This window comes from Psychrobacter sp. KFRI-CH2-11, from assembly GCF_038239325.1.
Classification (GTDB): domain Bacteria; phylum Pseudomonadota; class Gammaproteobacteria; order Pseudomonadales; family Moraxellaceae; genus Psychrobacter; species Psychrobacter celer.
In genome coordinates this window covers 959,458-984,471 of the sequence record NZ_CP151283.1, presented here as the reverse complement: position 1 = coordinate 984,471, position 25,014 = coordinate 959,458, and the positions used below count along the sequence as shown (strand labels likewise).

The 25,014-nt window shown below is 47.9% G+C and carries 16 protein-coding genes; 1 reads left to right on the top strand and 15 read right to left on the bottom strand.

Translation table 11 applies throughout. From position 1 onward, the window contains the following. Nucleotides 1–191 precede the first annotated feature (191 nt). From rpsA to AADH33_RS04025, 14 genes are all read right to left on the bottom strand, one after another. Nucleotides 192–1,871: a 30S ribosomal protein S1 gene (gene rpsA, locus AADH33_RS04090; protein WP_075100700.1), complete on the bottom strand. Its 1,680-nt coding sequence runs from the start codon at nt 1,869–1,871 to the stop codon at nt 192–194. A gap of 302 nt (nt 1,872–2,173) precedes the next feature. Beyond that, on the bottom strand, nt 2,174–2,953 hold the full coding sequence (cmk, locus tag AADH33_RS04085; protein ID WP_348549948.1) for a (d)CMP kinase: 780 nt from the start codon (nt 2,951–2,953) through the stop codon (nt 2,174–2,176). 202 nt (nt 2,954–3,155) lie between these two features. Then, entirely contained in the window at nt 3,156–3,800 is a 645-nt protein-coding gene (gene tadA, locus AADH33_RS04080) for a tRNA adenosine(34) deaminase TadA (RefSeq protein ID WP_348549646.1), read from the bottom strand. Between the two features lie 6 nt (nt 3,801–3,806). Further along, entirely contained in the window at nt 3,807–4,544 is a 738-nt protein-coding gene (locus AADH33_RS04075; protein WP_100749879.1) for a uracil-DNA glycosylase, read from the bottom strand. Nucleotides 4,545–4,769: 225 nt separating this feature from the next. Next, nucleotides 4,770–7,325, bottom strand: coding sequence for an ATP-dependent Clp protease ATP-binding subunit ClpA (clpA, locus tag AADH33_RS04070; RefSeq protein WP_348549645.1), 2,556 nt, complete (start codon nt 7,323–7,325; stop codon nt 4,770–4,772). Between the two features lie 582 nt (nt 7,326–7,907). Beyond that, nucleotides 7,908–8,318 carry an ATP-dependent Clp protease adaptor ClpS gene (locus tag AADH33_RS04065; RefSeq protein ID WP_348549644.1) on the bottom strand — a complete coding sequence of 137 codons (411 nt, stop codon included), beginning with the start codon at nt 8,316–8,318 and terminating at the stop codon, nt 7,908–7,910. 114 nt (nt 8,319–8,432) lie between these two features. Beyond that, entirely contained in the window at nt 8,433–9,308 is an 876-nt protein-coding gene (locus AADH33_RS04060) for a hypothetical protein (RefSeq protein WP_348549643.1), read from the bottom strand. Nucleotides 9,309–9,421: 113 nt separating this feature from the next. After that, entirely contained in the window at nt 9,422–10,489 is a 1,068-nt protein-coding gene (gene argC / locus AADH33_RS04055) for an N-acetyl-gamma-glutamyl-phosphate reductase (protein WP_348549642.1), read from the bottom strand. A gap of 179 nt (nt 10,490–10,668) precedes the next feature. After that, on the bottom strand, nt 10,669–11,805 hold the full coding sequence (gene hemE, locus AADH33_RS04050) for a uroporphyrinogen decarboxylase (protein ID WP_075100694.1): 1,137 nt from the start codon (nt 11,803–11,805) through the stop codon (nt 10,669–10,671). Between the two features lie 278 nt (nt 11,806–12,083). Next, nucleotides 12,084–13,256 carry a glutamate 5-kinase gene (gene proB, locus AADH33_RS04045; protein ID WP_075100693.1) on the bottom strand — a complete coding sequence of 391 codons (1,173 nt, stop codon included), beginning with the start codon at nt 13,254–13,256 and terminating at the stop codon, nt 12,084–12,086. A 78-nt stretch (nt 13,257–13,334) separates the two neighbouring features. Then, nucleotides 13,335–14,543, bottom strand: a complete 1,209-nt coding sequence (gene cgtA / locus AADH33_RS04040; RefSeq protein ID WP_075100692.1) for an Obg family GTPase CgtA — start codon at nt 14,541–14,543, stop codon at nt 13,335–13,337. Nucleotides 14,544–14,790: 247 nt separating this feature from the next. Then, nucleotides 14,791–16,236 (bottom strand): glyceraldehyde-3-phosphate dehydrogenase, encoded by a 1,446-nt coding sequence (locus AADH33_RS04035; protein ID WP_348549641.1) that lies wholly within the window; start codon nt 16,234–16,236, stop codon nt 14,791–14,793. Nucleotides 16,237–16,428: 192 nt separating this feature from the next. Continuing rightward, a complete protein-coding gene (locus AADH33_RS04030) occupies nt 16,429–17,643 on the bottom strand; it encodes a lipocalin family protein (RefSeq protein ID WP_348549640.1) in 1,215 nt (404 codons plus the stop codon). 501 nt (nt 17,644–18,144) lie between these two features. Continuing rightward, complete coding sequence (locus AADH33_RS04025) at nt 18,145–19,296, bottom strand: NUDIX domain-containing protein (RefSeq protein WP_348549639.1); 1,152 nt, start codon at nt 19,294–19,296, stop codon at nt 18,145–18,147. 317 nt (nt 19,297–19,613) lie between these two features. Here AADH33_RS04025 and AADH33_RS04020 point away from each other — a divergent pair, with 317 nt between their 5' ends. Beyond that, on the top strand, nt 19,614–19,778 hold the full coding sequence (locus AADH33_RS04020) for a hemin uptake protein HemP (RefSeq protein WP_010200173.1): 165 nt from the start codon (nt 19,614–19,616) through the stop codon (nt 19,776–19,778). 193 nt (nt 19,779–19,971) lie between these two features. Here the strand turns inward: AADH33_RS04020 and AADH33_RS04015 are convergent, their stop codons facing one another. Further along, nucleotides 19,972–24,966 (bottom strand): translocation/assembly module TamB domain-containing protein, encoded by a 4,995-nt coding sequence (locus AADH33_RS04015; protein WP_348549638.1) that lies wholly within the window; start codon nt 24,964–24,966, stop codon nt 19,972–19,974. Nucleotides 24,967–25,014: the final 48 nt, after the last annotated feature.

Sequence of the window (25,014 nt, the reverse complement as noted above, 5' to 3'; positions counted from 1 at the left end):
CAGTAAGCAGTGATTTACATCTCGTTACTCAATGTTGCAAATGATAGCGGATATTACCATAAATGGAAATAAGAGTTTGCTTTGTTTTTCGCAAAAACCTTGAAGATGTAACGCATACCAAACGTCCAATCATAAAAAAAAGCGACCGAAGTCGCTTTTTTTATATTACTTTTAGATCAATAACTTGTCGCTTATTGCATTTGCTCTTTGATCAAATCACCAATGGTTTTTGGTTGAGCATCAGCTGCTTGTGGCGCATTGCTACCTAGATCTTTGATCGCTTGACGCTCTTCAGCTTCATCTTTTGCTTTGATAGACAAGTTGATGTTGCGAGTCTTACGATCCACACTGATAATCTTCGCTTCAACGTCATCACCAACGCTTAGATGCTTGGTGGCATCTTCGACACGGTCACGCTGAATCTCAGAGGCACGTAGGTACGCTTCAACTTCATCAGCAAGCTCGATAGTAGCGCCTTTAGCATCTACTTCTTTTACTTTACCATTAACGATAGCACCGCGGTCATTAGCGACTAGGTATTCGTTGAATGGATCTGAGCTTAACTGCTTCACGCCTAGGCTGATACGGTTCGCTTCTGCATCTACAGACAATACCATGGCTTCTACGGTGTCGCCTTTATTATAGTTGCGGATTGCTTCTTCGCCCGTTTCGTTCCAAGAGATATCAGACAAGTGAACCAGACCATCGATACCGCCGTCTAGACCGATAAAGATACCAAAGTCAGTGATTGACTTGATAGTACCAGTGATTTTATCGCCACGCTCATGTTTCTTATCGAACTCTTCCCATGGGTTTGCTAGGGTTTGCTTGATACCCAAGCTGATACGACGACGCTCTTCATCAATGTCTAGGATCATCACGTCAACTTCGTCACCCACTTGTACAACTTTTGATGGGTGGATGTTTTTGTTGGTGTGATCCATCTCTGATACGTGTACTAGACCTTCGATACCTTCAGAGATTTCAGCGAAGCAACCGTAATCAGTTAGGTTGGTAACGCGAGCTTTAACAATACTACCGACTGGGTAAGTACCGCCAACGTTGTCCCAAGGATCGGTACCAAGTTGTTTTAGACCTAGGCTTACGCGGTTGCGCTCACGGTCAAACTTCAATACTTTAACTTTTAGGTCTTGACCGACTTCAACCACCTCAGATGGGTGCTTGATACGGCGCCATGCCATGTCAGTGATGTGTAGCAGGCCATCGATACCACCAAGATCAACGAATGCACCGTAATCAGTTAGGTTCTTCACGATACCTTCGATCTCGATACCTTCTTCCAGCTTGTTCAATAGCTCTTCGCGCTCAGCTGAGTTTTCAGCTTCCATTACTGCGCGGCGGCTAACCACAACGTTGTTACGTTTTTGGTCAAGTTTGATGACTTTGAATTCTAGCTCTTTGCCTTCAAGATGTGTGGTGTCACGAATCGGACGTACATCAACCAATGAGCCTGGTAAGAACGCGCGTACTGAACCCACGTCTACAGTAAAACCACCTTTTACTTTGCTAGAAATGATACCTTTTACGATCTCATCATTATCATAGATTTTTTCAAGGACATTCCACGTCTCGACGCGCTTGGCTTTTTCGCGTGATAGTAGGGTTTGACCCATACCATTATCAACCGCTTCAACCACGACATCAACGCTATCGCCAACTTCAACTTCAAGTTCGCCTTCTTCGCTTAAAAACTCTTCACGAGCGACGATACCTTCAGATTTAAGACCAGTATCTACTGTGATCCAATCGCTATCGATGGCCACAACAGTACCTGTAATAACCGAGCCACGCTCGATATCCAGACCCTGCTCTTCAATGCTCGCTTCAAATAGTTCAGCAAATGATTCCATTATGTCTACCTTTGTATAGCCGTATCCTGTCCAGCACAGTACGGATCAAATTTATGATTGCATAAAACGAGAATACTGGTTTTATATCTTATGCAGTCATATAAAAAACCTTTGTTGCTAATAAGCGAGCATCTCATCACACTCATTAGCAACAACTGTCTTTACTGCCGGCTCACATTTTTACTCTTGGTTCAATGTTGGCTTTGGCTTATTGCACATCTCTACTTATACAATTTTATACTAAAACCAAAGCCTGTAGCAAATTTTTTGGTAGTGAGTTGGTAGTTACTGTATTGTTTTTATTAATTATTAAAACAAATGCCTTTGTCCTGACAGTATTTTTTGACTTGTGCATATACGCTGTCGGCATCCAAACATGAGCTGTCTAATAATAAAGCGTCTTTGGCAGGCTTCGACGGTGCTGTCGCGCGGTTTTCATCACGCTCGTCACGCGCTTTGATCGTTGCCAAAATCGCCTCAAAATCTGCGGTTTGCCCTGCATTCAGTAGCTGAGTCACACGGCGCTCAGCACGCGCTTTGGCACTGGCTGTCAAGTATACCTTAACATCCGCATCAGGGAATACCACAGTACCCATATCACGGCCATCAGCGACCAGCCCTGAGCGACTGGCCATTTTTTGCTGTAGCGTAAGCAGCGCCTGACGCACTTTAGGGAATACCGCGATCTTTGAGGCATAACCGCCAACGGTTTCGTTACGCACTTGCTCGCCTACGGCATCGCCATTGACGATGATATCTACGCGGCCTGATGCCTCATTGGGCACAAACACGATGTCCAAACCCTGGGTTAATGTCAGTACTGCCTGCTCATCAATGTCTTGACAACCGTCGGCACCGAGCAGTCCTGCTTCAAAGGCTTTGAGCCCGACGATGCGGTATAGCGCCCCTGAGTCTAATAACTGATAACCCAGTGCTTGCGCTAAGCGCCAGGTGACTGTGCCTTTACCCGCCCCGCTTGGACCATCAATACATATCACGGGATAACGCTGTACCGCTTGCTCAGAGGGATCACGGTCCTGTAAGGCATTATCAGGCGTAAAGTCAGGTGTAGAGACTGTCATCATGTTTACTCAATTATAAAAACAACATATATCGCCCACTGCTAGCAAGGACAGCGCAATATTCACCACCTTATCAAACGCTTAACAGCCATCTGATAATCGCAGCGCCAAATAGGGCGATATTATAGCAAGAAAACCCTATCATCACCATGACTGATGCTTATATTTGCAGGCAGTGCATTTTGTAGATAAGCAAAAGCCCTTATTTTTTAACATCTAATTTTTTTTGCTTGGCCAGCTGACGACGCGCTCGAAAAAACCGCTTAAGTAGCTGACTGCTATGCTCACTGCACAAACCCCGTTGTACAGTAATGGTATGATTATAAAAATCTTGTGCCGATAGATCCATCTGACTACCCACCATGCCAGCTCGCGGCTCATTTGCCGCATACACCAGCCGCGCCACTCGCGCATGGATTAGCGCGCCCATACACATGGTGCAAGGCTCTAAGGTCACGTACAAGGTGGTGTTTGATGGTAGGCGGTAGTTTTTTAGTTGGCGACAGGCATCTCTTAGAGCGACTATCTCGGCATGGGCGGTGGCATCATAGCGACCGATTGGCTCATTAAAGCCTTTACCAATCATCTGCTGCTCATGTACCAGTATCGCACCAACTGGCACCTCGCCCAGCTCAGCGCCATGCTGAGCCAATGCCAATGCTTGATACATCCACTGTACATCTTCTAGCGTCCAAAACTGCTGAGTGCTCAGCTCAAGCTGATGTCGAGCACGGCTACCAGCAGCGTCCGCAGACAAGCTATCAGGGCTTGAGTGGTAACTAATACCATCAGGCAGACAACAATGATGCGCCTGCAGTGTCTCTGCGGCAAAAAAAGGAATGGTCATAGATAGCTACTGTGGCAACTGCCAGTCGATGGGTGTACGGCCATGCTGCCGGAGATAATCATTGGTCTTCGAAAACGGCTTAGTACCAAAAAATCCACCACGGTTTGCCGCCAGCGGCGATGGATGGACAGCGGTTAAAATCAAATGTTTATCAGCATGGATGTATTTGCCTTTTTTCTGGGCTTTACTACCCCACAAAATAAACACCGTATGCTCTGTTTGTTCGTTGATCACATCGATCACTGCATCGGTAAATTGCTCCCAGCCTTGATTTTGATGACTGTTCGGCTCACCTTCTCGCACAGTCAACGCACTGTTTAGCAGTAATACACCTTGCTGCGCCCAATAGGTCAAGTCCCCATGCGCTGATGGCTGAACACCGATATCATCGGCCATCTCTTTTAGCAAATTATTGAGTGACGGCGGTTTTGGAATGGCTTTGGGTACCGAAAACGACAATCCCATGGCCTGACCTGGGCGATGATAAGGGTCTTGCCCTAAGATGACCACTTTAACGCGAGATAATGGCGTGAGATTAAAAGCATTAAACATCAGTGGCGCTGGTGGATAGATGCTATCTGGCGACTGATAAGCTTCCTTTAAAAAAGCCCGTAGGTTGTCCATATTCTCAGAAGTCAGCTCATCTGCCAAGGCCATCTTCCAGTCCTCTGGCAAACGTACTTTGTCTAAGATGGCTTTTTTTTGTGCGGCTGTTTTTGGCGCTTTTGCATCGAGAGGTTCCATACTGTGTCCTTTTTTAGTTGTTATATAGGGCGTGTCTTCAATTCAATCGATAGTTATCTAAATGGGTTCACTATCTATAAAATTTGGCTGGCCACTATTTACAAGACCCTTACTTTTAGTAAAGTCAATCAATATAAATAAAAATGAGATGATGAATTATAACAATAAAAAAAACGGCTACCGCACGAACATGGTAACCGTTCTTATTATATTAGTAGCAAAGCCTTAGCTGGCTAATGACTCAGAGTCTGGGTGTGGCTCATGCGTCTCCACCACCGTCAGCACGATACGACTGTCTGCTGAGCCTTTATTGGCGCTCTGACCTTTTTCTAATGCGACAGCGTTTTCGTCTGTTTCATCTTGTGCCTCAGGTGCCAAAATCAGATGTACGACCCCGCCATTGACCAAGTCACCAAACAAAATCATACTTGCGAGCGGCTTTTTGATTTCATCCTGTATCAAGCGCTGCATCGGACGCGCCCCCATTAGACGATCATAGCCTTTGTCCGCCAGATAGTCACGTACGTCATCGTCGATCTCTAATGTCACTTGTTTGTCATCGAGCTGTACTTGTAGCTCAACCAAGAACTTATCGACCACTGATACCACGACCGAGGTATCTAATGGGTTGAACTGAATAATCGCATCCAAACGGTTACGGAACTCAGGGGTAAAGACCCGTTTTAACGCCTCAGTATTGTCACGGCTATGATCTTGCTGGGTAAAGCCCATGGACGAGCGGCTGATACTCTCCGCACCGACGTTGGTCGTCATGATGATAATCACCTGCTTAAAGATAGCAACGCGGCCATTATTATCCGTCAACGTACCATGGTCCATCACCTGTAGTAGCAAGTTAAAGACATCAGGGTGGGCTTTTTCGATCTCATCTAGTAGCAGCACGCAATGCGGATGCTGATTGATTTTTTCGGTCAGCAAACCGCCCTGATCATAACCAACGTAGCCAGGAGGCGCGCCGATCAAACGTGATGCGGTGTGCGCTTCCATGTATTCTGACATGTCAAAACGTACCAGCTCCACGCCGAGCAGGTTGGCCAACTGACGCGATACCTCTGTCTTACCTACCCCTGTTGGGCCGGCAAACATAAACGAGCCAATCGGCTTATCTGGCGCTTTGAGCCCAGCTCGCGACAGCTTGATGGCATCTGCCAAAGTCGTGATGGCTTCATCCTGACCAAACACCAAGTGCTTGAGGTCACGGTCCAAGTGCTCCAAGATACTCTTATCATCACTGGACACCGATTTGGGCGGAATACGGGCAAGCTTAGCAATGATGGCTTCGATATCTGCCACATCGATTTTCATCGGTGCTTTTTTCACCTCAGTGGCTTGAGAGTCCTCATGAGACTTCTCGTTGGCGTGGGCTTGATCATCGGCTTTGGCAGTATTTGCCTCCGCTTGCATCTCGCTGCTATAGTCTGTCTCAGTATCGTCCTTTGCTGCAACTGGTGTATCAAAATCCTGCTCTAAATCAGCGATGAAGCTTTCTTCTGCTGCGACATCATCAGCATCAGGGACGACACCCAAACGCTTATAGGCACCTGCCTCATCGATGACATCTATCGCCTTGTCTGGCAAAAAACGCTCATGAATGTGCTTGGCTGACAATTGAACGGCTGTGACCAATGCTTCATCACTATACTCAACATTGTGAAACTCTTCGTAACGCGGTTTAAGCCCGCGCAAAATATCGATAGTATCGTCAACACTTGGCTCTTTTACGTCGATTTTTTGGAAACGACGAGAAAGAGCATGATCCTTTTCAAACACTTGACGATACTCGGTAAAGGTGGTCGAGCCGATACAGCGTAGCTCGCCGTTGGCAAGGGCCGGCTTGATCAGGTTTGAGACATCCATATTGCTACTCATCGATGACCCTGCACCGATAATCATATGAATCTCATCGATAAACAAAATCGCATTGGGCTTTTTCTTTAGTGCATCAAGCAAGGATTTCATGCGCTTCTCAAAATCACCGCGATACTTGGTGCCAGCGATGAGCGCGCCGATATCTAGACTATAAATCACGCAGCCGTTCAGTGGCTTTGGCGCTTTTTCGTTGATGATAAGCCACGCCAAACCTTCAGCGATAGAAGTTTTACCTACGCCTGGCTCGCCCACCAATAGCGGGTTGTTTTTGCGGCGACGGCATAGCACTTGTGCCGCCCGCTCAATTTCAGACGCGCGGCCGATAAGCGGATCGGTCTTACCTTCCGCGGCGCGCTGGTTTAGATTGGTAGCGAACTCGACTAGCGGATCTTTACTGGTCTTTTCTGAGGCACCGCGGCGCTCACCTGTCATCGATGCACGCGGCTCTGATGGTTCATCTTTATCTTGACCATGCGAGAGATACTGCGTCAGCTCAAGACGGCTGATGCCTTGCTTTTTGAGCAAATATACTGCATAGGTGTCGTGCTCTGAAAACATCGACACAAGAATATCCGAGCCTTCTACCAGACGGCCGCCGCCGATAGACTGTACGTGAAAGATAGCACGCTGCAAGATGCGATCAAAGCTTTGGGTTGGCTGCGGGGATTGTTCGGTATCAGCATCCACCGTCGGCGTGTGCTTATTAATATAAGCCTCAAGCTCGGTGCGTAGCGCTGAAACATTGGCATTACAAGCCGTTAGGGTGTTGGCGGCATGAGTGTTTTCTAGTAGCGCCAACAATAGATGCTCAACAGTGAGATACTCATGCGATTTTTGGCGCGCAAGCGTCATTGCTAAACGCAAAGAAACTTCAAGATGACGACTTAACATAAGGACTTCCTACGGTTGTACCTATCTTTATAATTGATAGCTTTATGAATGAGTTAGTAAGTAAATCAGGGCGATAGATGGATTGTTCAAGGGCAATGGCGGCATAATTGCTTGATATCAATCAATAAAGCGGACTATAACCTCCCTGTTTTGGATACCCTTACCGATAAAAAGAGTCATCTATCGACGATTAAGCCTGCGCCGAGCAGTCAAGTACAGGGCATTATGACTCATATTCGCTTTTCTTTATCTCAACACGATATTTACCCATAGTCAATCTATTAACATCGACTAAAATGTATCGAAGCATATTGCGTCAAGACAGTAAGATAGATAAACAGACAGAATGGAAAACAAACAACAAAGAGGCAGAAGTAAGGTGAAGAATGGGGACGTGATAGTGAATTGGTTATAAAAACAGTACAGTGAGATAAAACATCGTTTTATTATCTCACTGCTTCATGTTTTCACTGTTTTATTGAGCGACTTGTATGGTGATGGGGGAATGGCTGATAAACACCATCAACAACCAAACCTATTAATTTGAGGCTTCCGTAAAGGTGTGGGCATCAGACATCGCTATTATCCTTCCCCTTGATGTGGTTCGATTTGGGTCAATAACGGATACCCTTCGCGGTGAGCCAGACTGTTGACTTTTTTGGCCTTAGTTTCAGCAATATCTTTTGGGTAGATGCCCGCGATACCTTTGCTACTATTATGAATAGTCAGCATAATCTCCACAGCAGCATCCATACTATGACGAAACTCCGACTGCAGGACATACACCACAAACTCCATCGGTGTGTAGTTGTCGTTGTACATGACCACCGCATACATCGGCGGCTTAGCGATTTCTGGCTCAGCCACCAGTACGTCTGCTTGCGGTGAGGTTTCCTCTTCTGTATTACCATCTTGGGCACGGTGTGTGGGCAGGTTTGGAAAGTGCCAATCGCATACCGTTGGCGCATCTTGTAGTGTCGTTTGTTTTATCATAATCAAAGTATAATTATAAGGTAAGTTTGAAGTTATAGAAGTGATAAAGGTGGTAACAAGCAGGCAGACTATTATCGTCTGTTATTGATGTCGATCTGGATAGACAGACGGCCGCTAGTCGGTCGCACTCTTTGGCTCAATCGGACTTTCATCCACCTCAGGCAGATCCAATAAAGACAGCGGCATATTGTCCACTCTGTCGCCCAGCTTCCAGTCATACAGCTGTTCTACTTGCTGATCGCCTGCTTGCAAGCTGAGCTTGACTTGTAGAGGTTTAAAGCCTGATGGCATCATAAAGCGACCGCGAATACGTACGATACCTTCTATTATATGGTTTGCCGGCTCAAGTGGCACTTCAACCAGCTCGCCATCATTGAGCAAGGTCAAAGTCGGTCTTAGACGTTTGGCTGATCCATCCGCACTGAGCATACCAATATCAAACCCATACTCAAAAGCATTCTCAGGTAGTGGCTCAATCTTAGCCCCCAGTACTTTTAGTGGCATGCCGCCTTTTTCAGTGAGCGCCTCTGCATACACCTCATTTAGCTGCGTCAGTTGGCGATTTTCTACTGTCAGAGTTTGCTGGTTTTCACGCAGTTCATGCAAGTTTGCCAAGCTAATAGCCAGCTCTTGCTTGGCAGTGGCGGCTTGATTGGTCGCAATCTTATTACTTAGACGCAAATCCTCCAGCTCTTTACTGGCCTCTTTGCTATCAATGATCGCCTGCTTGGCTTCGTTTTGCATCGAGTGAGTACCGCGCTGATAGCCAAGCTTGTGACCAAACATCAGCCCCACAATCGCGGTGACCAGAATCACCACCACAAACAAAGCCAATACCAACGACGAAGCGCCTTGCTGCGTGCGCCCCATATTACTCGCTACGCTGTTTTTAAAAGACTGCTTCCTTTGCTCCATATCGCATGGAGCAAAGGCTTGGCATGGTACACATGCTGGCTGCGGGCTAAGGCGTAGTGCGATCTGAATACGCATTTAGACAGTATCTCTTAATAGTAAGGGCAAGTTAGTATAGCGGAATTTATAATCAATACCTAGCACCATAAATGTGAATGACAAGTTGAGAAAAAAGCGAACAAAACAACACCTTAAGGAACAATGGGTGCAAAATTCAATCCCAATGACTCCTCAAGCCCAAACATGACATTCATATTTTGTACCGCTTGTCCTGCTGCTCCTTTTACGAGGTTGTCCTGTACCACGATCACGGTCAGTTCAGCGCGCTCGTTGTCTTGATGTATCGCTATACGCAGACGGTTACTGGCGCGGACACTGCGGGTATCTGGATAATTGCCTTTGGGCATGACGTCGATAAATGGCTCGCTTGCATAAGCATTCTCGAATGCCTGCTGCCAGTCAATAGCCGTCCCAGCCTCTGTCATCTCCATATGAATGGAGCTGAGCATACCGCGTATCATCGGCACCAAATGGGGTAAAAAACGAATACGATGCGTAAACTGACTGCCTAGTAACTGCGCCACACCCTGCTCGATCTCAGGCAGATGACGATGCCCCTCAACGCCGTAAGCCTTAAAGTTGTCTGTCGTTTCGGCATAATTGAGCGCAAGTTTTGCCTGACGTCCAGCGCCCGAGATACCAGATTTTGCATCGATAACGATACGCGGCTCGATCAGTCTATCTGCTTGGGTGTTTTGTTTTTCGATAATGGGTTTGAGACCTAAAATCGCCGTGGTAGGATAGCAACCAGGGTTGCCCACGACCAGCGCCTCGGCAAGCTTGGCACGATTGACCTCAGGTAAGCCATAAACAGCCGTTTTTAGCAGCTCAGGGCAGGCATGCGACTGCTGATACCAGTGCTCAAAATCCGTCAAGGACTGTAAACGAAAATCAGCAGCCAAATCGATGACCTTAACGCCCGCTTGCGTGAGCGCCTCGGCCTGCTTCATCGCCACCCCATGAGGGGTCGCAAAAAATACCACATCGCACTTTTGTAACGCCCCAAGTGTATCTTCACCCAAATCACTAAAAACGATGTCTGATATACCGCGTAAGCTTGGGAATATCTCATCAGCGCGCGTACCCGCCTCGCTACGTGACGTTAGCAAATCAAGAGACACGTTGGGGTGGGCAGACAATAAGCGAATAAGCTCAATACCTGTATAGCCTGTACCGCCGACAATAGCTGCTGAAATCATAAGATATCCTTTTTTACTTGTTTTTTACTTGAGTAACATCATGCCTAAAAATAAAGTAGCCAGAAAATAAACGCAAGTATCGCTCTACTCTCATCAAGCTCGCTGACAGTACCCGTTGCAGGATTCGACAGGCGATAAGCATTTGCTCTCGCATCAAAGCATGGCTCATGCGCTATAAACTAAAGTTTATAGTCATGAACCGCATCAATAAACACCTTGGCATTGTCAGGGTTGACCCACTGCGTGATACCGTGACCTAAGTTTGCCACGTAGCCTGTTTTTTCGCCATCTGCGTAGGCTCTATCGAGCATCGCCGTTACTTCTGCGCGGATGGTGGCAGGCGAGCCGTACAAGGTTGCTGGATCTAAGTTGCCTTGTAGTGCTTTGCTGCTCTGTAGTTTTTTGTGCTGCTTGGTCAATTGACGCTGGCTCTCATTGAGCACTTGGCGCGCGCGATCTAGCGGCATGGTCCAGTCTAGCCCGAGTGCGTCCGCCTGACTGTCTGCTTGCACATCGAGCCACAGGCCACCGCCTTTGGTAAATAGCACCACTGGGATCTGCGGGTGACGAATCTTTAGCTCAGCGACGATACGCTTATTATAGGCATGAGAGAAGTCAACGAACTGACGATGACCAAGCGCGCCGCCCCAGCTATCAAATATCTGTAAAATCTGAGCACCAGCGATCACTTGAGCATCCAAATAATCTACCACTGCGCTAGCCAACTTATCCAATAACTGATGCAAAAACTCAGGATTGCTATACAAAAAACCTTTGGTATAACGATAGTCCTTTGAGCTGCCACCTTCGATCATATAAGTGGCTAGTGTCCAAGGGCTACCAGAAAACCCAAATAAGGGTACTTGGCCATTTAGCGCCTGACGAATACTGGTCACCGCACGCATGACATAATCAAGCGAGTCATTCATATCTAGCACTGGTAGTCTATCAAGGTCTGCCTGCTGACGAATCGGGTACTTGAACTTTGGGCCTTCGCCTGTCTCAAAGTACAAGCCCAAACCCATCGCATCAGGAATGGTCAAAATATCGCTAAATAAAATCGCCGCATCTAAATCGTAACGACGCAGTGGCTGCAAGGTGACCTCGGTGGCACGCGCAGTGTCTTTACACAAGCTCATAAAATCGCCAGCCTCTGCCCGCGTGGCTTTATATTCTGGTAAATAACGGCCAGCTTGACGCATCATCCAAACAGGGGTGGTATCAACAGGCTCAAAGCGTAAGGCACGTAGCAATCTATCGTTTTTTAACGGCGCAAACGTTTGCTGAGCCGAATGATTATTGTCTGAAGCACTCATGTACAAATCTCCAAAACCGCACAGTATTTATATCTCTTTGCATACTGTACTGGATAAATAAAGTGAATAAAAAATGATAAACGCTGATAACGTATAGATGGCGGCATATAAATACTAAAAACCGTCTCATGAGTTGATAGGAGCGCCCAAAGCTTAAGCTTAAATGCCATTTATTATTAGGGCGTGTCCCCAATCAAATATCTATCGCTAGATATTTATCGATAAAAATAAGGACACACCTTCGTCATTGAAAATAGCGATCAGACCGCTAAATAGGATCAGACAGTCAGTGCTAGGTTGTCTCGGTGCACCATGACCACGCGCTCTTCATGATTGCCAAGTATCTTATCAAACTCCTCAGTTCGCTCACGAGCCACACGGCACGCATCACGAGATGAAAAGTTGACTTGGCCGACCGCGATACGCTCGCCTGTGTCTTGGTGCACCACTTCTACCACATCGCCTTCATCAAAATCGCCGCGTACCTCTACCACCCCGACAGGCAATAAGCTCTTATGATGCTCGACCACTGCCTTGGCCGCTCCAGCATCGACGATCAGGGTGCCTGACATGCGTAGATGGGCGGCCAGCCACTGTTTGCGGGCGATGATTTTATCTTCATCATTGGTAGTCAATAGCGTACCCACCGCCTCGCCTGAGACCACTCGAGTGATGACATCATCGATCGCACCACTGACAATCACCGTCGGACAGCCGCCCATAGCAGCAAGGCGACCGGCGCGGATCTTAGTCAGCATACCGCCGCGCCCAAGCTTGCCGCCATCACCTGCGATATCAAACAAATAATCTGCCATCGCGCGCTCTTGGCGAATCATTTTGGCATTGGGGTTGTCACGCGGGTTGTCTGTAAAGACGCCTTCTTGGTCTGTGAGGATAATATACAAATCCGCATTGACCATCGCCGCTGCCATCGCGCCCAACGTGTCATTGTCACCAAACTTAATCTCGTCGATAGTGATGGTATCATTTTCATTGATGACCGGCAGGACGCGCCAGTCCAACAATTGGGTCAAGGCACCAGTAGTATTTAGGTAACGACTACGGTTGGACAAATCATCGTGCGTCAGCAAAAGCTGTGAGCTTTGGATACCGTGTTGAATCAAAGCCGACCACCAGGTCTCAATCAAACCCATCTGACCAATGGATGCACACGCTTGCAAGGCGGCAAGCTTGCGTGGGCGCTCCTCAAGGTTCATACGTACCACACCTTCGGCAACTGCACCAGAGGACACCAGCAGCACTTCCACGCCTTGCTTATGCAGCTTTGCAATTTGCTTGGCCCACTCGTAAATGGCAGTTCGATCCAGCCCTCGGCCGTTATTGGTTAATAACGATGAGCCAATCTTGACAATAACGCGCTGAATATCAAAGTTGCGAGTTTGCTTAATAAACCTTGCTTCTTCGGTCGTATTTGCTATGTCATCTGCCATATAAACTCCTGTGTCTTGTGTCAATTGATTACGGGGGTTGCTCTAAACATTTAAGTATATCAGCTTAAGCGTCATAGCTTAAGGCACATAAACCACCTCAACGCCATCTTCGTCGTCATCTAAACGATCGTCGTTGTTATCTATGCCTTCACGCGCAGCTCGGCGAGCGGCTCTATATGCTTCGCGCTGGGCTTCGGTATTTAGGCGGACTTCTTCTTCCAAACGCGCAAAACGCTCTTTTTGTGCTTCAGCAAAGATAGGGTCTTCTATCTCACGCTCGCGCTCACGCTCAATATCGTTCATTAGGTGGTATTTGACCGCGTCCACCCCTTCCCCAGTCAAGGTAGAGGTGCGAAAGACCATACCTGTCCAGCCAAGCTCGGCCACGATATGCGTACACAGCTCGTTTAAGTCTTCCTCAGCGACCTGATCGATTTTGTTGAGTACCAAAATCTGCGGGAGGTTGGCCAGCTCAGGAGAAAAACGCTCAAGCTCATTTAAGATCACGCGGGCATTTTCTACCGGATCACTACCATCGACAGGCTTGACATCAACTAAGTGTAGCAGACGACGCGTACGAGCCACGTGCTTTAAAAAGCGAATACCCAGCCCAGCCCCTTCGGATGCGCCTTCGATCAAGCCTGGGATATCTGCCATGACAAACGAGCGATGGCGACCGATATCGACGACGCCTAAGTTTGGCACCAACGTGGTAAAGGGATAATCCGCCACCTTTGGTTTGGCAGCCGAAACCTGACGGATAAAGGTGGATTTGCCCGCATTGGGCAAACCGACCAATCCCACATCAGCGACGACTTTTAGCTCAAACTTAAGTACTTTTAACTCGCCCTCAAAACCTGAAGTCGCCTTGCGCGGTGCTTGGTTGGTCGAGCTTTTGAAATGGGTATTGCCCAGACCACCATCGCCGCCCTTAGCAACCAATAGCGTCTGACCAATTTCGACCAAATCTCCTAATACTTCATCAGTCTCGGTATCGACCACCGTCGTACCGATCGGCACAGGCAGATAAATATCCTCTGAGCCTTTGCCTGAACAGTTTTTACTTTGTCCATTTTCACCGCGCTTTGCATCATAGCGCCGCGTATAGCGATAGTCCACTAGGGTGTTGGTGTTGTCATCAGCAATGACATAGACATCACCGCCGCTACCACCATCACCGCCATCAGGGCCACCACGTGGGACATATTTTTCTCGGCGAAAACTGGCGATTCCGTTACCACCGTCACCTGCTTTTACCGTTACGACGGCTTCATCAATAAATCGCATCTTACGTTCCTTAATTTACAATCCAGTCTATAACTGGCTACAACCAGCGGCTGTATTTTAGGTTTTTGCTAGGGGGTGTTGTCATGACGACTGCCAAAGTCCTATTGTTGGCGCTTAGCACTGAGTAGTTAGCACTTAGCATTTGGTAGTTAGCACTTAGCCTTCATGATGACAATAACACCCGATAACCAATCGGACTATCGGGTGCTTTATATTATATTTGAGTTTGCAGCGCTTAGCTTACGTTTTATGCAGGAATTTGCGTATAGCTAATACCAGCCATCTGGGTAGCCAAACGCAAGACTTGAGTACTGTAGCCTACTTCGTTGTCATACCAGATATATACGATAGCATGATTATCAGTCAAAATAGTTGCTTGCGCATCGACGATACCGACATGAGTGGTCCCAACAAAGTCGGTCGACACCGCTTCAGTCGAGTCTGTATAAGCGATTTGCGACTGCCAAGTGTGACTGTTGGCGATTTTGCGCATAAACGCATTTAACGCATCAGCGCTCTCTGGCGCGGTTTTTAGATTTAAGTTTAAAATCGCAAGACTCACGTTGGGGGTCGGAACGCGAATGGCGTTGCCAGTTAGCTTACCACTGAGCTCCGGTAATGCTTTACCAACTGCTTTTGCAGCACCTGTGCTGGTGATGACCATGTTCAATACTGCACTACGGCCGCGGCGGTCTGATTTGTGATAGTTATCAATTAGGTTTTGATCATTGGTAAATGAGTGAATGGTCTCGACGTGACCGTTTTCGATACCGTACTCATCGTTTAGTACTTTTAGCGTTGGGGTAATAGCGTTGGTGGTACAGCTGGCTGCACTAACGATAGTATCATCGCCGACTGTGTCATTGTTGACACCATACACGACGTTTTTGATATCGCCGCCTGCTGGTGCGGTTAAGAGTACTTTTTTGACACCAGTAGATTGCAAGTGTTTACCAAGGCCATCTTCGTCTTTCCAGATACCCGTGTTGTCGATCACCAACGCATTAGCGATGCCATAAGCGGTGTAATCGATGGTGCTTGGATCATTGGCATAAATCACTTGTACAAAGCGACCATTGATGATCAGGCCGTTGTTGTCTTCATCGACCGTCACGCCGCCAGCAAAACTACCATGGATAGAGTCGCGCTCTAACAACGACGCACGCTTGGCCAGATCGCCTGCTTTTGCAGGACGTACGACAATGGCTTTTAGCTGTAAGCCTTTGGCACTAGATGCTTGCGATAACAATAGGCGAGTCAAGATACGACCGATACGGCCAAAACCGTATAGTACCACGTCAGTGGCGCTGTTCATTGCCCCTTGCTCGTGATTGACGGCTTGCAGGGCAGCCTGTACGTCAGTGTCAGAGGCGATTAGCTGGCCGACATCGATACGAGCGGCTTGAAGGCCTTTATTTTCTGCCAAAGTTTTTACCATGGCCAAGGTGTCAGCGACCTGGATGGTCTTTGCGCCTTGCTCACGCAATGCTACTTTTTGATGCAGTGCCAATATTTGACCCACTGAGCTGGTATCTAGCGTTTCGCCGAACAAAGTCACTTGTACGTCTTGCTCATTATAAAGCTTATTTAGCAGCCCCATTAGCTCAATGGCTTGTTGCTCTTGGGTGTTGTAGTTGCTCAAGTGGTCTTGATGTAATTGGCGTAAGGTATCAGCGTTGCTCACGAGAAACATCCTTATGGTCAGTAATGTATGATCAGTAAAGTGTGAAGAAAAATAAATAGATGGGCAGTATAGGCTCTAAGCGTTGACACTTATGGAGTCATCAAGACTCTCGATTTTGGTTATTTGCGTTAGAGTATGTAGAGCGCCTAGATTTTAGCCTAAAACGCCCTATTTTGCCAGTCATTAACCACGCGAACGGTATTATGGGACCAAGTTGACCGTTTGTTTGGACTGCGGTGTCAGCTCAAATTCTTTTAAATCGTAGCCTTGTTGCTGGGCAATCTGACGATACTTGGCGTACGTTTCTTGAGCGATATCTGGTGAGCGTGCCAGTAACCAAAGATAGTCTTTGTCAGGCGTCCCTACCAAGGCAGTTTTATAATCGCCATCACGTGCCAGCACCCAATAGTCGGCACGGCCCACTGGCAGCCAGCGTATCCACGATGGCAAAAACGTAACCTTGAGTTTACTACCAGTGGCATCGGCAGGTTTAGCCAAACCTTCGGCAACGATCTCTGCGCCGTCACTATCCAAGCACTTGTTGGTGACGATAACGCCCGAGCCATCCGTCTTTTGCGTATAGTTGGCTGTCACATCGCCTGCACAGTTACGTTGAAAATACATCGGCAAACGACCTATCTCATACCACGTCCCCGCGTATTTGTTTAGATCCACACTATCGACTGTGGTCGGCGTGGTCGCAGATTTATGGATGATATCACTTGGCTGCACAGCTAGCGTCTCTGTCATTTCAGCACTGCTGGCCTTTGCCGCTGTGTTTGGCTCAGGCGAAGCAGCATAAGCAGAAAACGCGGCCAGAGGTATGATAATCGCTAATGCTATGCCTGTGTGCTTGATCAATCCATTCATAAATACGCGCTCCGGTATTTCGCTGTATGAGTCTGTATAAGACGTAGAGCCGTAGGATGTCTGTCCATCGGCTGTTGATGAGCTAGGCTTTGATGACGCGCCTACTTTATTAGACTTGTCGTAGGCATTGAGGGTACCTTGCTGCGCGGTATTGTCCGCAGGCGTTTGTCCATACCCCACTGAGTACCTTGATGTCGTGTGCGTATGTTTTGGCAGCGAGGTTGCTTGGATATCATCCATCATGGCAGATTCTTCTATCTTGGCAGGTTTTTTGCTCATCTTTTTATAACCAAAATAACTGTCTTGTAAAGACACCTGAGTGGGCGCTGGCTGTGAATACCTGCTGCTCGCTATCTCATCTACCAGACCATCACGATAGCTGGCATCATTGCTGGCAGCATGACTGACACTGTCTGTTTGCTGTGCGCTGTTTTTGGTCAATTCACTGTGTAAATAGCAGTCACTAAATGAGCTGCTCTGCTGAGATTGAGAACCAGCTTCCTGTGAATCAGACCAAGCTGATTTAGGTAACTTATTGGTTTTCATAGATATACCGTATTTATTATGTCTGTTAAATGTGCTTGATACACTGTCAATTTTATACATTATAGATAACACCTAATGGGTGTAACCGTGGTCTTACCCTAAGCTGATAAAGGCGTTGTTCTCTATCGCCCGGTTTTCTATGTATGATTAAGCTAAATGCCTGAAAATTTAGGTAAGCATCAACGCGCCTTTTTATTAAATACTATTTACTAAATGCTGTGTCTGCCATACTGTTTTTATAATAAGGTATCGTTAGATAAGCGATAAACAGTCAGCTGCCTAGACGCGTTTTAATCGGTATTTAATTGACTTTGTTAGACGGTATATATTAAGGCCAGCCACCCCACAAAAACAGTGTCGCAATGTAGGGAAACGCAACGGTTTGTAAGTAAATATGTGTTTATGATGCAATATAAATACATGTTTACCAAGCAGATAAATACGCTAGAAAATCAGTGGTTTAGCCGACTTAATATTTGTTGTGTTTTTGCTGTTTTGGGCCTATAAAAACTGACGAATACCCGCCACACTGACGCCGCCGTATTGCTTGGCCTTATCGATCATTGACGGCGATAATCCACCCAAACCAATGACGGGCATGTCAGCCAGTTTGGTCAGTGCAGACCATGCCTGCCAGCCAAGTGGCGCAGTATCAGGATGGGTTTGGGTAAACAGGACGGGCGATATAAAAATACCGATGACGGGCGGCAGTTGCTGCTCGATGCGCATGCGTGCCAGCTGATTGGCGGCGGCGATGCTCTCGGCATCATGACAGCTGACGATAAGTGGTTGCCCTGCGGGTATTGAGTCGGCAGCTGCCGCCTGACCATATTGGCTATGTTGCCAGCGCAGCAGCTCCGTGTGAGTCAGATGGTATGCGCTGATGGACTGGTGTACCATTAGCACCTGAGAAGTGGGCGTATCCCTAATCTCAGCGCTACTAAGGCTACCATCAGTTAATGGCAAAATAACCTGAATATCTGGTCGCTGCTGCATAAGCTGGGCAACTGTTCTGTCAGCGCGCGACACACTTGCGTCTTTGAGCCGTACATACACCCACGCACTGGGCAAAAGGTGCTGCTGGTGGTAGGCCAGCCATGCTGCCGCTGGATCGGTATGGCCGCCAAAATGCGCTAAGGGATAAGTGATGGCGATTGCAGGTGGCAGCTGCAGCCACTGTAGAATCGTACGATTGGCCGCTGGCAACGGGTACTCACCTGCCAGTAACGCTCGCCTATCCACCCACTTGAGCACCTGCCCTTCTAGACCATACTCAGCCAGTTTATGCTGCTCGTATTGCTCTGCTGTCAGCTCAACTTGATATACCTGCAAGCTGACCTGCTTATCACCATAGTCGTGATGGATACGGCCAAGCTTGACCATCAGGTTGTCAGCGACGTTGATGCCTGTCTCTTCGGCGACTTCTCGTATTAACGCCCGCTCGGCGCCCTCCTGTGCTTCGATCTTGCCACCGACAAACTCATAAAGATTGCCCTGATGCTGCGCGGCATGACGAAACCCAAGGAGATAGCAGTTTTTATAATAAATGACAGCCACGGCGACATTGACAACGTTGGCGCTAGCATTGGCTTTGGTGCTGGCAGGCATGTGGGCAGTGTTGGTAATGAGCGAAGGATGGTTTATGCGGGTCATGAGGGTCCTTGAGGGCATTAATAGCTACTTAAAAATAGTAATAATAGTAGTGATGAATGATATTGATGATGAAATACTGACTGCGATCTGACTGCCTTTAGTGATGCGCTGATTTTAGCAAACGGCTGGTTTTCTATATTCTGCGAACACAAAAAAGTGGTTGATGACAAGGGATTTATATAAGTTTACATAATAACTGCATTTTATTTTATCAATTGGCTTGCAAAACCATTAAATCTAAATGATAATTATTATCGTTAAAGGTAGTAGTTCTATTGCCACTTACTGTTTTATCACTTTATCAAAAGGAATTTATTATGAGCATGGTCATCTCTCGTTACTTAAACTGTCGCGAAAATCGTCTGCCTACTTTGCAGTCGCAGCACCTATTTGCCTTAACCAAAGAAGTCCGTATCGAACATGAAGGCGAAGAGTATCGCCTGCGCCTAACTCGTAATAACCGTTTGATTTTGACCAAATAAACTGGTACCTGCCTGTTATCAGACATCCCCGATAATAAAAAACGCCTTGTATCAAAGGCGTTTTTTATTGCAGCATGCCCCCATTTTAAAAATAGGGATAGCAGTGAGATAGATTGCAGCCAAATAAGAAAAATGTATACCAGCCGTGACTCTCAATCTATAACTGTTTTATGTTCAACTAACCATATCCCTTTTAGAACTGCCAACTATATACCACATCCACCGCGTTTTCTGCAGCTGAGGTAGCCTCGACGTAGATGCGCCGTGTCAGCTGATAACGAATAGACAAGCTGTTTTGGGCATTAAACACCCCCACGCCATAACGAATATACAGATCCGGTGTCACATAACCTGTGACATTGACATTAGTGTCTTCACTACTGCCTGAGGCATCTACGGTCAGACTTTGCAAACCAAACACCTGACCTATCTGGTTGGTCAGGCTGCGCGTGCCGCTAAGGCCAAAGCTCAAGCCAGCCGCCGCCAAGTTGTTGGTGACCTGCGACTTAAAGCCTTGCTCACTGATTTGGGTGGCGCTCTTGTTATTGATTCTACCGGTGACTAGAGCATTCATCGCTTGCTGCTGGGTGAGTCCTGCATTATTAAAGACGATGATATTTGGGTTTTCTGTATTACCCTTAACCCGTAAGCCTACCGTCTTACCACTGATGGTTTTGACCGCCTCGATACTAAGGTTGGGCTTCATCACATCGCCATTAAAGCGTACTTGCCCATAGTTTAGCTCCAGACTTTGACCAAAAGCGTTGATATTGGTGCGACGTGACACCTGAACGACCCCTTTTGCGCGCATGATACCAGTGCCATTTTGATTGATGTTAATCGCCCCAGCCAAAGGAATGACCGCACCAAAGCCGCGGAAGTTGATATCGTCACCCAAGTCGACACCGATATCGGCATTGATCGACCAAGGCTTGGAGACTGCTAATACCTCATCGATATTGCCAATCAAGCGGCGGTCAAGAACGACGGCATCTTCTGTCTGAGTGATGATATCTTCGCTGGCCTCTGGCGGACGGATGGTCGCTGACGGCACGCTCACTGCCCCTTTGATATCGACATAACGATCGCCTGGACGCACGATGATATCGATGTCAGGGTTGATCTCAGCGACGAGCAAAGGCGGCTGGGTGATGACCAAGCGCTCACCGACGACACTGAGCTTGGCTTGCAGTTTTTGCTGCCAATTCACCGTGCCTGTCAAAGTACCTGTGCCCGAACCGCTATTAAAGGTACCATCGATGGTCGCCTGGGTGCCGCGGATTTTGGCCTCAGTATTGACATTGGTCAGATTGACAGGCAAATCGAGCATGGCAATACGGCCATCTGCCAGTTTGACATCACCATAAAACTGCGGTTTATCCAATGTACCGCCCAGACCACCTGCCATCGTGACATTGCCCTCCAATACTCGCATGCCGGGGAAAAACGGCTTAAATATCGCTAAATTCAGCTCATTGAGTACCAGCGCGCCAGAGATTGGCTTGGGGGTCTTATAGGGGTCTACAACCACCTCAGCATAGCCACGGGCGCCGCGCCCTGTATTGATATCTGTGCGTATCTTGATACCCTCAGGCACCGACAGTGCAATCAAGGACACGCGTTTGTACGGTAATGTCACCGGCGCACTATCACCATCTTGAATCAAGCCGATTTTGCCATTGTCCGAGTATAGCGTGGTATTGATGGTCGGTGGACGACCGCGCTGCCAGCCAACGATAGCCTTACCATTTATCTTGCCATGCCAGTCAATATCTTTGGGCAAAAATACTGAAAACAGCGTGGTATCGAGGTTTTGTAAGGCGATATTGACTTCGCCTTTGTCTGGTGAGGCAATTAAGTTGTCGCGTAGGCACAGCTTGCCACTTTGGTCAGACGCTTGCCAGCAGTGTGCGGCCAGCTGTACTTTAAAGTCGTTGCGACTGCCGTTTTGCTCATGAGGCAAGTTGACAATCAGCTGAGCAGGCTGCAGCTGGTTTAGGGTGGCGTATTTAGACTTTATACGCCCTTTACCGATGACCCCTGACCAGACAAGCTTGTCACGATTAAAGCCGCCTTTGAGTCTAGCACCAATATCGAGCTGCTCATTAGCCACATCCAGATCGACCACATGGGCCTGCTCGGTGCCATTAAAGGACGCTTTGACACTTTTAAAGCTTTGCCCTGCCGCATCCAGACCTTCTGCCGTCACGATAAGCTGGCTTGGACTGTTTGCTAAATTGACAAGCTTGCCGCGCACTCGGCCTTGACGCAGGATAAATCCTGGCAGCGCGATGCGCTCACCGACCAAATCGACATAAATGGTGGGCAGAGCCTGTCCTGCTGGCTGCGATAAGGTTGCGCCGCCTGTGACTTTACCCGCAAATTTGTCTGATAGCTGATCAAGGCTTGTGATATTGATTTTGGTTTGCAGCTGCTGGGCGTTGCCATCAGCAGTGATGTAGTTGTCGCCCCAGCGTAGCACCAAATTATCGGCATTTAAGCTATCGATTAGCGCATTGACTTGTTTATATTGCGCTTGCGCATCCTGCGTTTGTAAGCGTTTAAAGTAGCTTGCTATATCTTTTGGCAACCGCATTTTCGCCGTCAAGCTGCCTTTGGCACTGAGCGGCTGGCCTTTTAGTCGACCACTTAAATCTACCTGTCTGATATTGACGGTTTGCTGGTTGTCCCCCCAGCGGCCGTCCGTATCGATCGTACCAGTGATGAGGCTTGGCGTATCTTTTAGGAAGTATCCGATATTAAAACGATCCATGACCGCCTTGATATCCCACGCGATGCCTTGACGTACATCAACCGTACCTGTTGCATCGATACTACCCGCAGCACCTATATGACGCAGACGCTTGATACGAATCAACTGAGCATCGCCGCTGGCATCTATCGTCAGCTGACCCGCTGGTAGCTGCTCGGCGTCTAACACGCCATCGAAGTTTATGGCAAAACGCTGCAACTTTCCTGAGGCGTTGGGGGTGTCTTTGGCGGCCGTTTGCCACACACCGCTGGTGGTCAAGTCGCCTGTGATAATCGCTGGATTATTGGGTAAAAAATATCCCACATTAAACTTGTCAAAACGACCATCTACTGTCCAGCCGATATGGTTGCGCAGGTCGATAACGCCCTTGGCATTGACCGCCCCTGCTTCACCGTTATAGGTTACGTTTCGAATGCTGATGAGTTTTGGCGTGCCCGCTGCGTCAATTGAGAGGCGACCTTTTGGTACATCAGCGGTATCGACCTGACCATCAAAACGAGCGTCAAATACCGACAGCTCACCTCCGACGATATCGACACTGGCATCGCCTGTGCCTGTCAGCCCAATACGACGGCCGTCTTGTGTGGCATCAAGCGCTGCTTGTAAGTCAGTATTGTTTAGGGTGACGATATGACGCTGGCCGCGCGCGCCGCCCTTGTTGATATTGAGCAAACGACCGCGCGCGCTGATACTGCCAGTGAGGCGCTCTAGCGGCAAATCGCTACGATACGCTTTTGGTAGCAAGCCATTGGTACGTGCATCTATCTGCCATGTCAGCGGACGGTTTTTGCGCGCCAACTGGATCTGGCCAGTACCAGACAAGTCGCCCACCACACCATTGTAGTTGAGGCGATTGATATTAATGACGTCGCCGACTTTACGCACGCGTACATCATAGTTGCCTTTAGGGGCAGCGTTTAGCTCATTGATGGTGGCATTGGCATCGACCGACAGGCGCGAGCCGCGGATGATGACGTCTGCTTGCCCACGTGGGCTGTCGATATTGCCGATGCTTGGTACATCACGGCGGATAAGGTTTTGCCAATTGGCATCGATATACCAAGGCGCAGCTTGTGTGGATTTGGCCGATGTTTTGCCACGAGCGATATTGGCGTTGACGTGCTCGCCATCACGCTGGCGCAAATCAGCATCTATCTGTAGATTACCATTACTGTCTTGATGCTGATAATGGACTGACAGTCTGCCATTTAATTTTTGCGGTGCATATGCTTTAAAGTCGGCGTAGTCATCTGGAATGGCACGGCGAATATCAAAGTTACTGCCAGTGGAGCGCACTTTGGCATCAAAGCTGTCTTGCCAGTCCAAGATGCCTTGTAACACAAGATGACCCGCGGGTACTTGAGCATCTAAGCGATCGACGCGCAGCTGACTATTGGCAATGATACCGCGGCCTTGATAATGCCCTGATGGGATGTCTTTGGCAGTCAGCTCGGTATTGATGCGCAGGCGTATCTCGGAGATGACGCCTGTAGCTGTCGCCGTACCGCTTTGCAGGCGGATGTTTTGGCTCTCAGCATACGGAATCAAGATATCATCCCATTGCAGTTTTGCCTGAAACGGCGAGCCATCATCTAAACCCTGAGCGACAAAACTACCGCTGACATCGCTGTCGTTATAGCGGCTACGCACTTTACCAACGGTGCGTTTTAGCGTACCTGTGGCTGTGACATCGAGCGGATCGATATAGGCTTTTTCTAGCGCGCTGACCTCTACGATAGCGCTCAAATCTAACGGGTAATCACCCTGCAGCTCAATCTCACCTTGCAATGCGCTGACTTTGACGATATCAGCATACTGTAAGTCGCCACGACCCACGGTGACCTGAGTACCAACCCATGTCAAATCACGGGCGGCGATATCATGCACCACGATAGGCTCTTTGGTCACTTGTTTATAAATGATGTTTTTTATTTTGGCCTGATCAAAACGCAGGTTCACTGGTAGTTGCAGGGTTTTATAATCAAATGGCTCGTCCGTTGGCGGCTGGTTATTGATGATCTCAATGGTATGAATGTCTGCATCGCGCAGATGCACTTCTTTGGCAAACACCGCACGCCAGCCTATTTTTACATACGCCTTATCGACCAATACCTCAAGGTCGTCAGTCGCGTTGATATCGATATCGCTGACCCAAATACCATCGCGCAGATTGCCACGGCCATATTTAAAATCAATGCCTGTCTCAGCACTGACTTTTTCTAAAATAAACTTCGTGCCCGAATCGGTTCCCGCAGCATAAAAAAACGCCACCAACATAATCGCCAAGACGATGGTGATGAGTACCAGCAGTTTGAGCAAAAAAGACAGCGGATACCAACGCCTGACAGCACGAGCATCGCGCTGTGCTGGATCTTCATCTGGTGCGTTATTGGGTGGGGTGTTTTTTGTCAGCATGACACTCAACTACGTTAAAGAATGATTACCAGCAATCGGTACGATAAA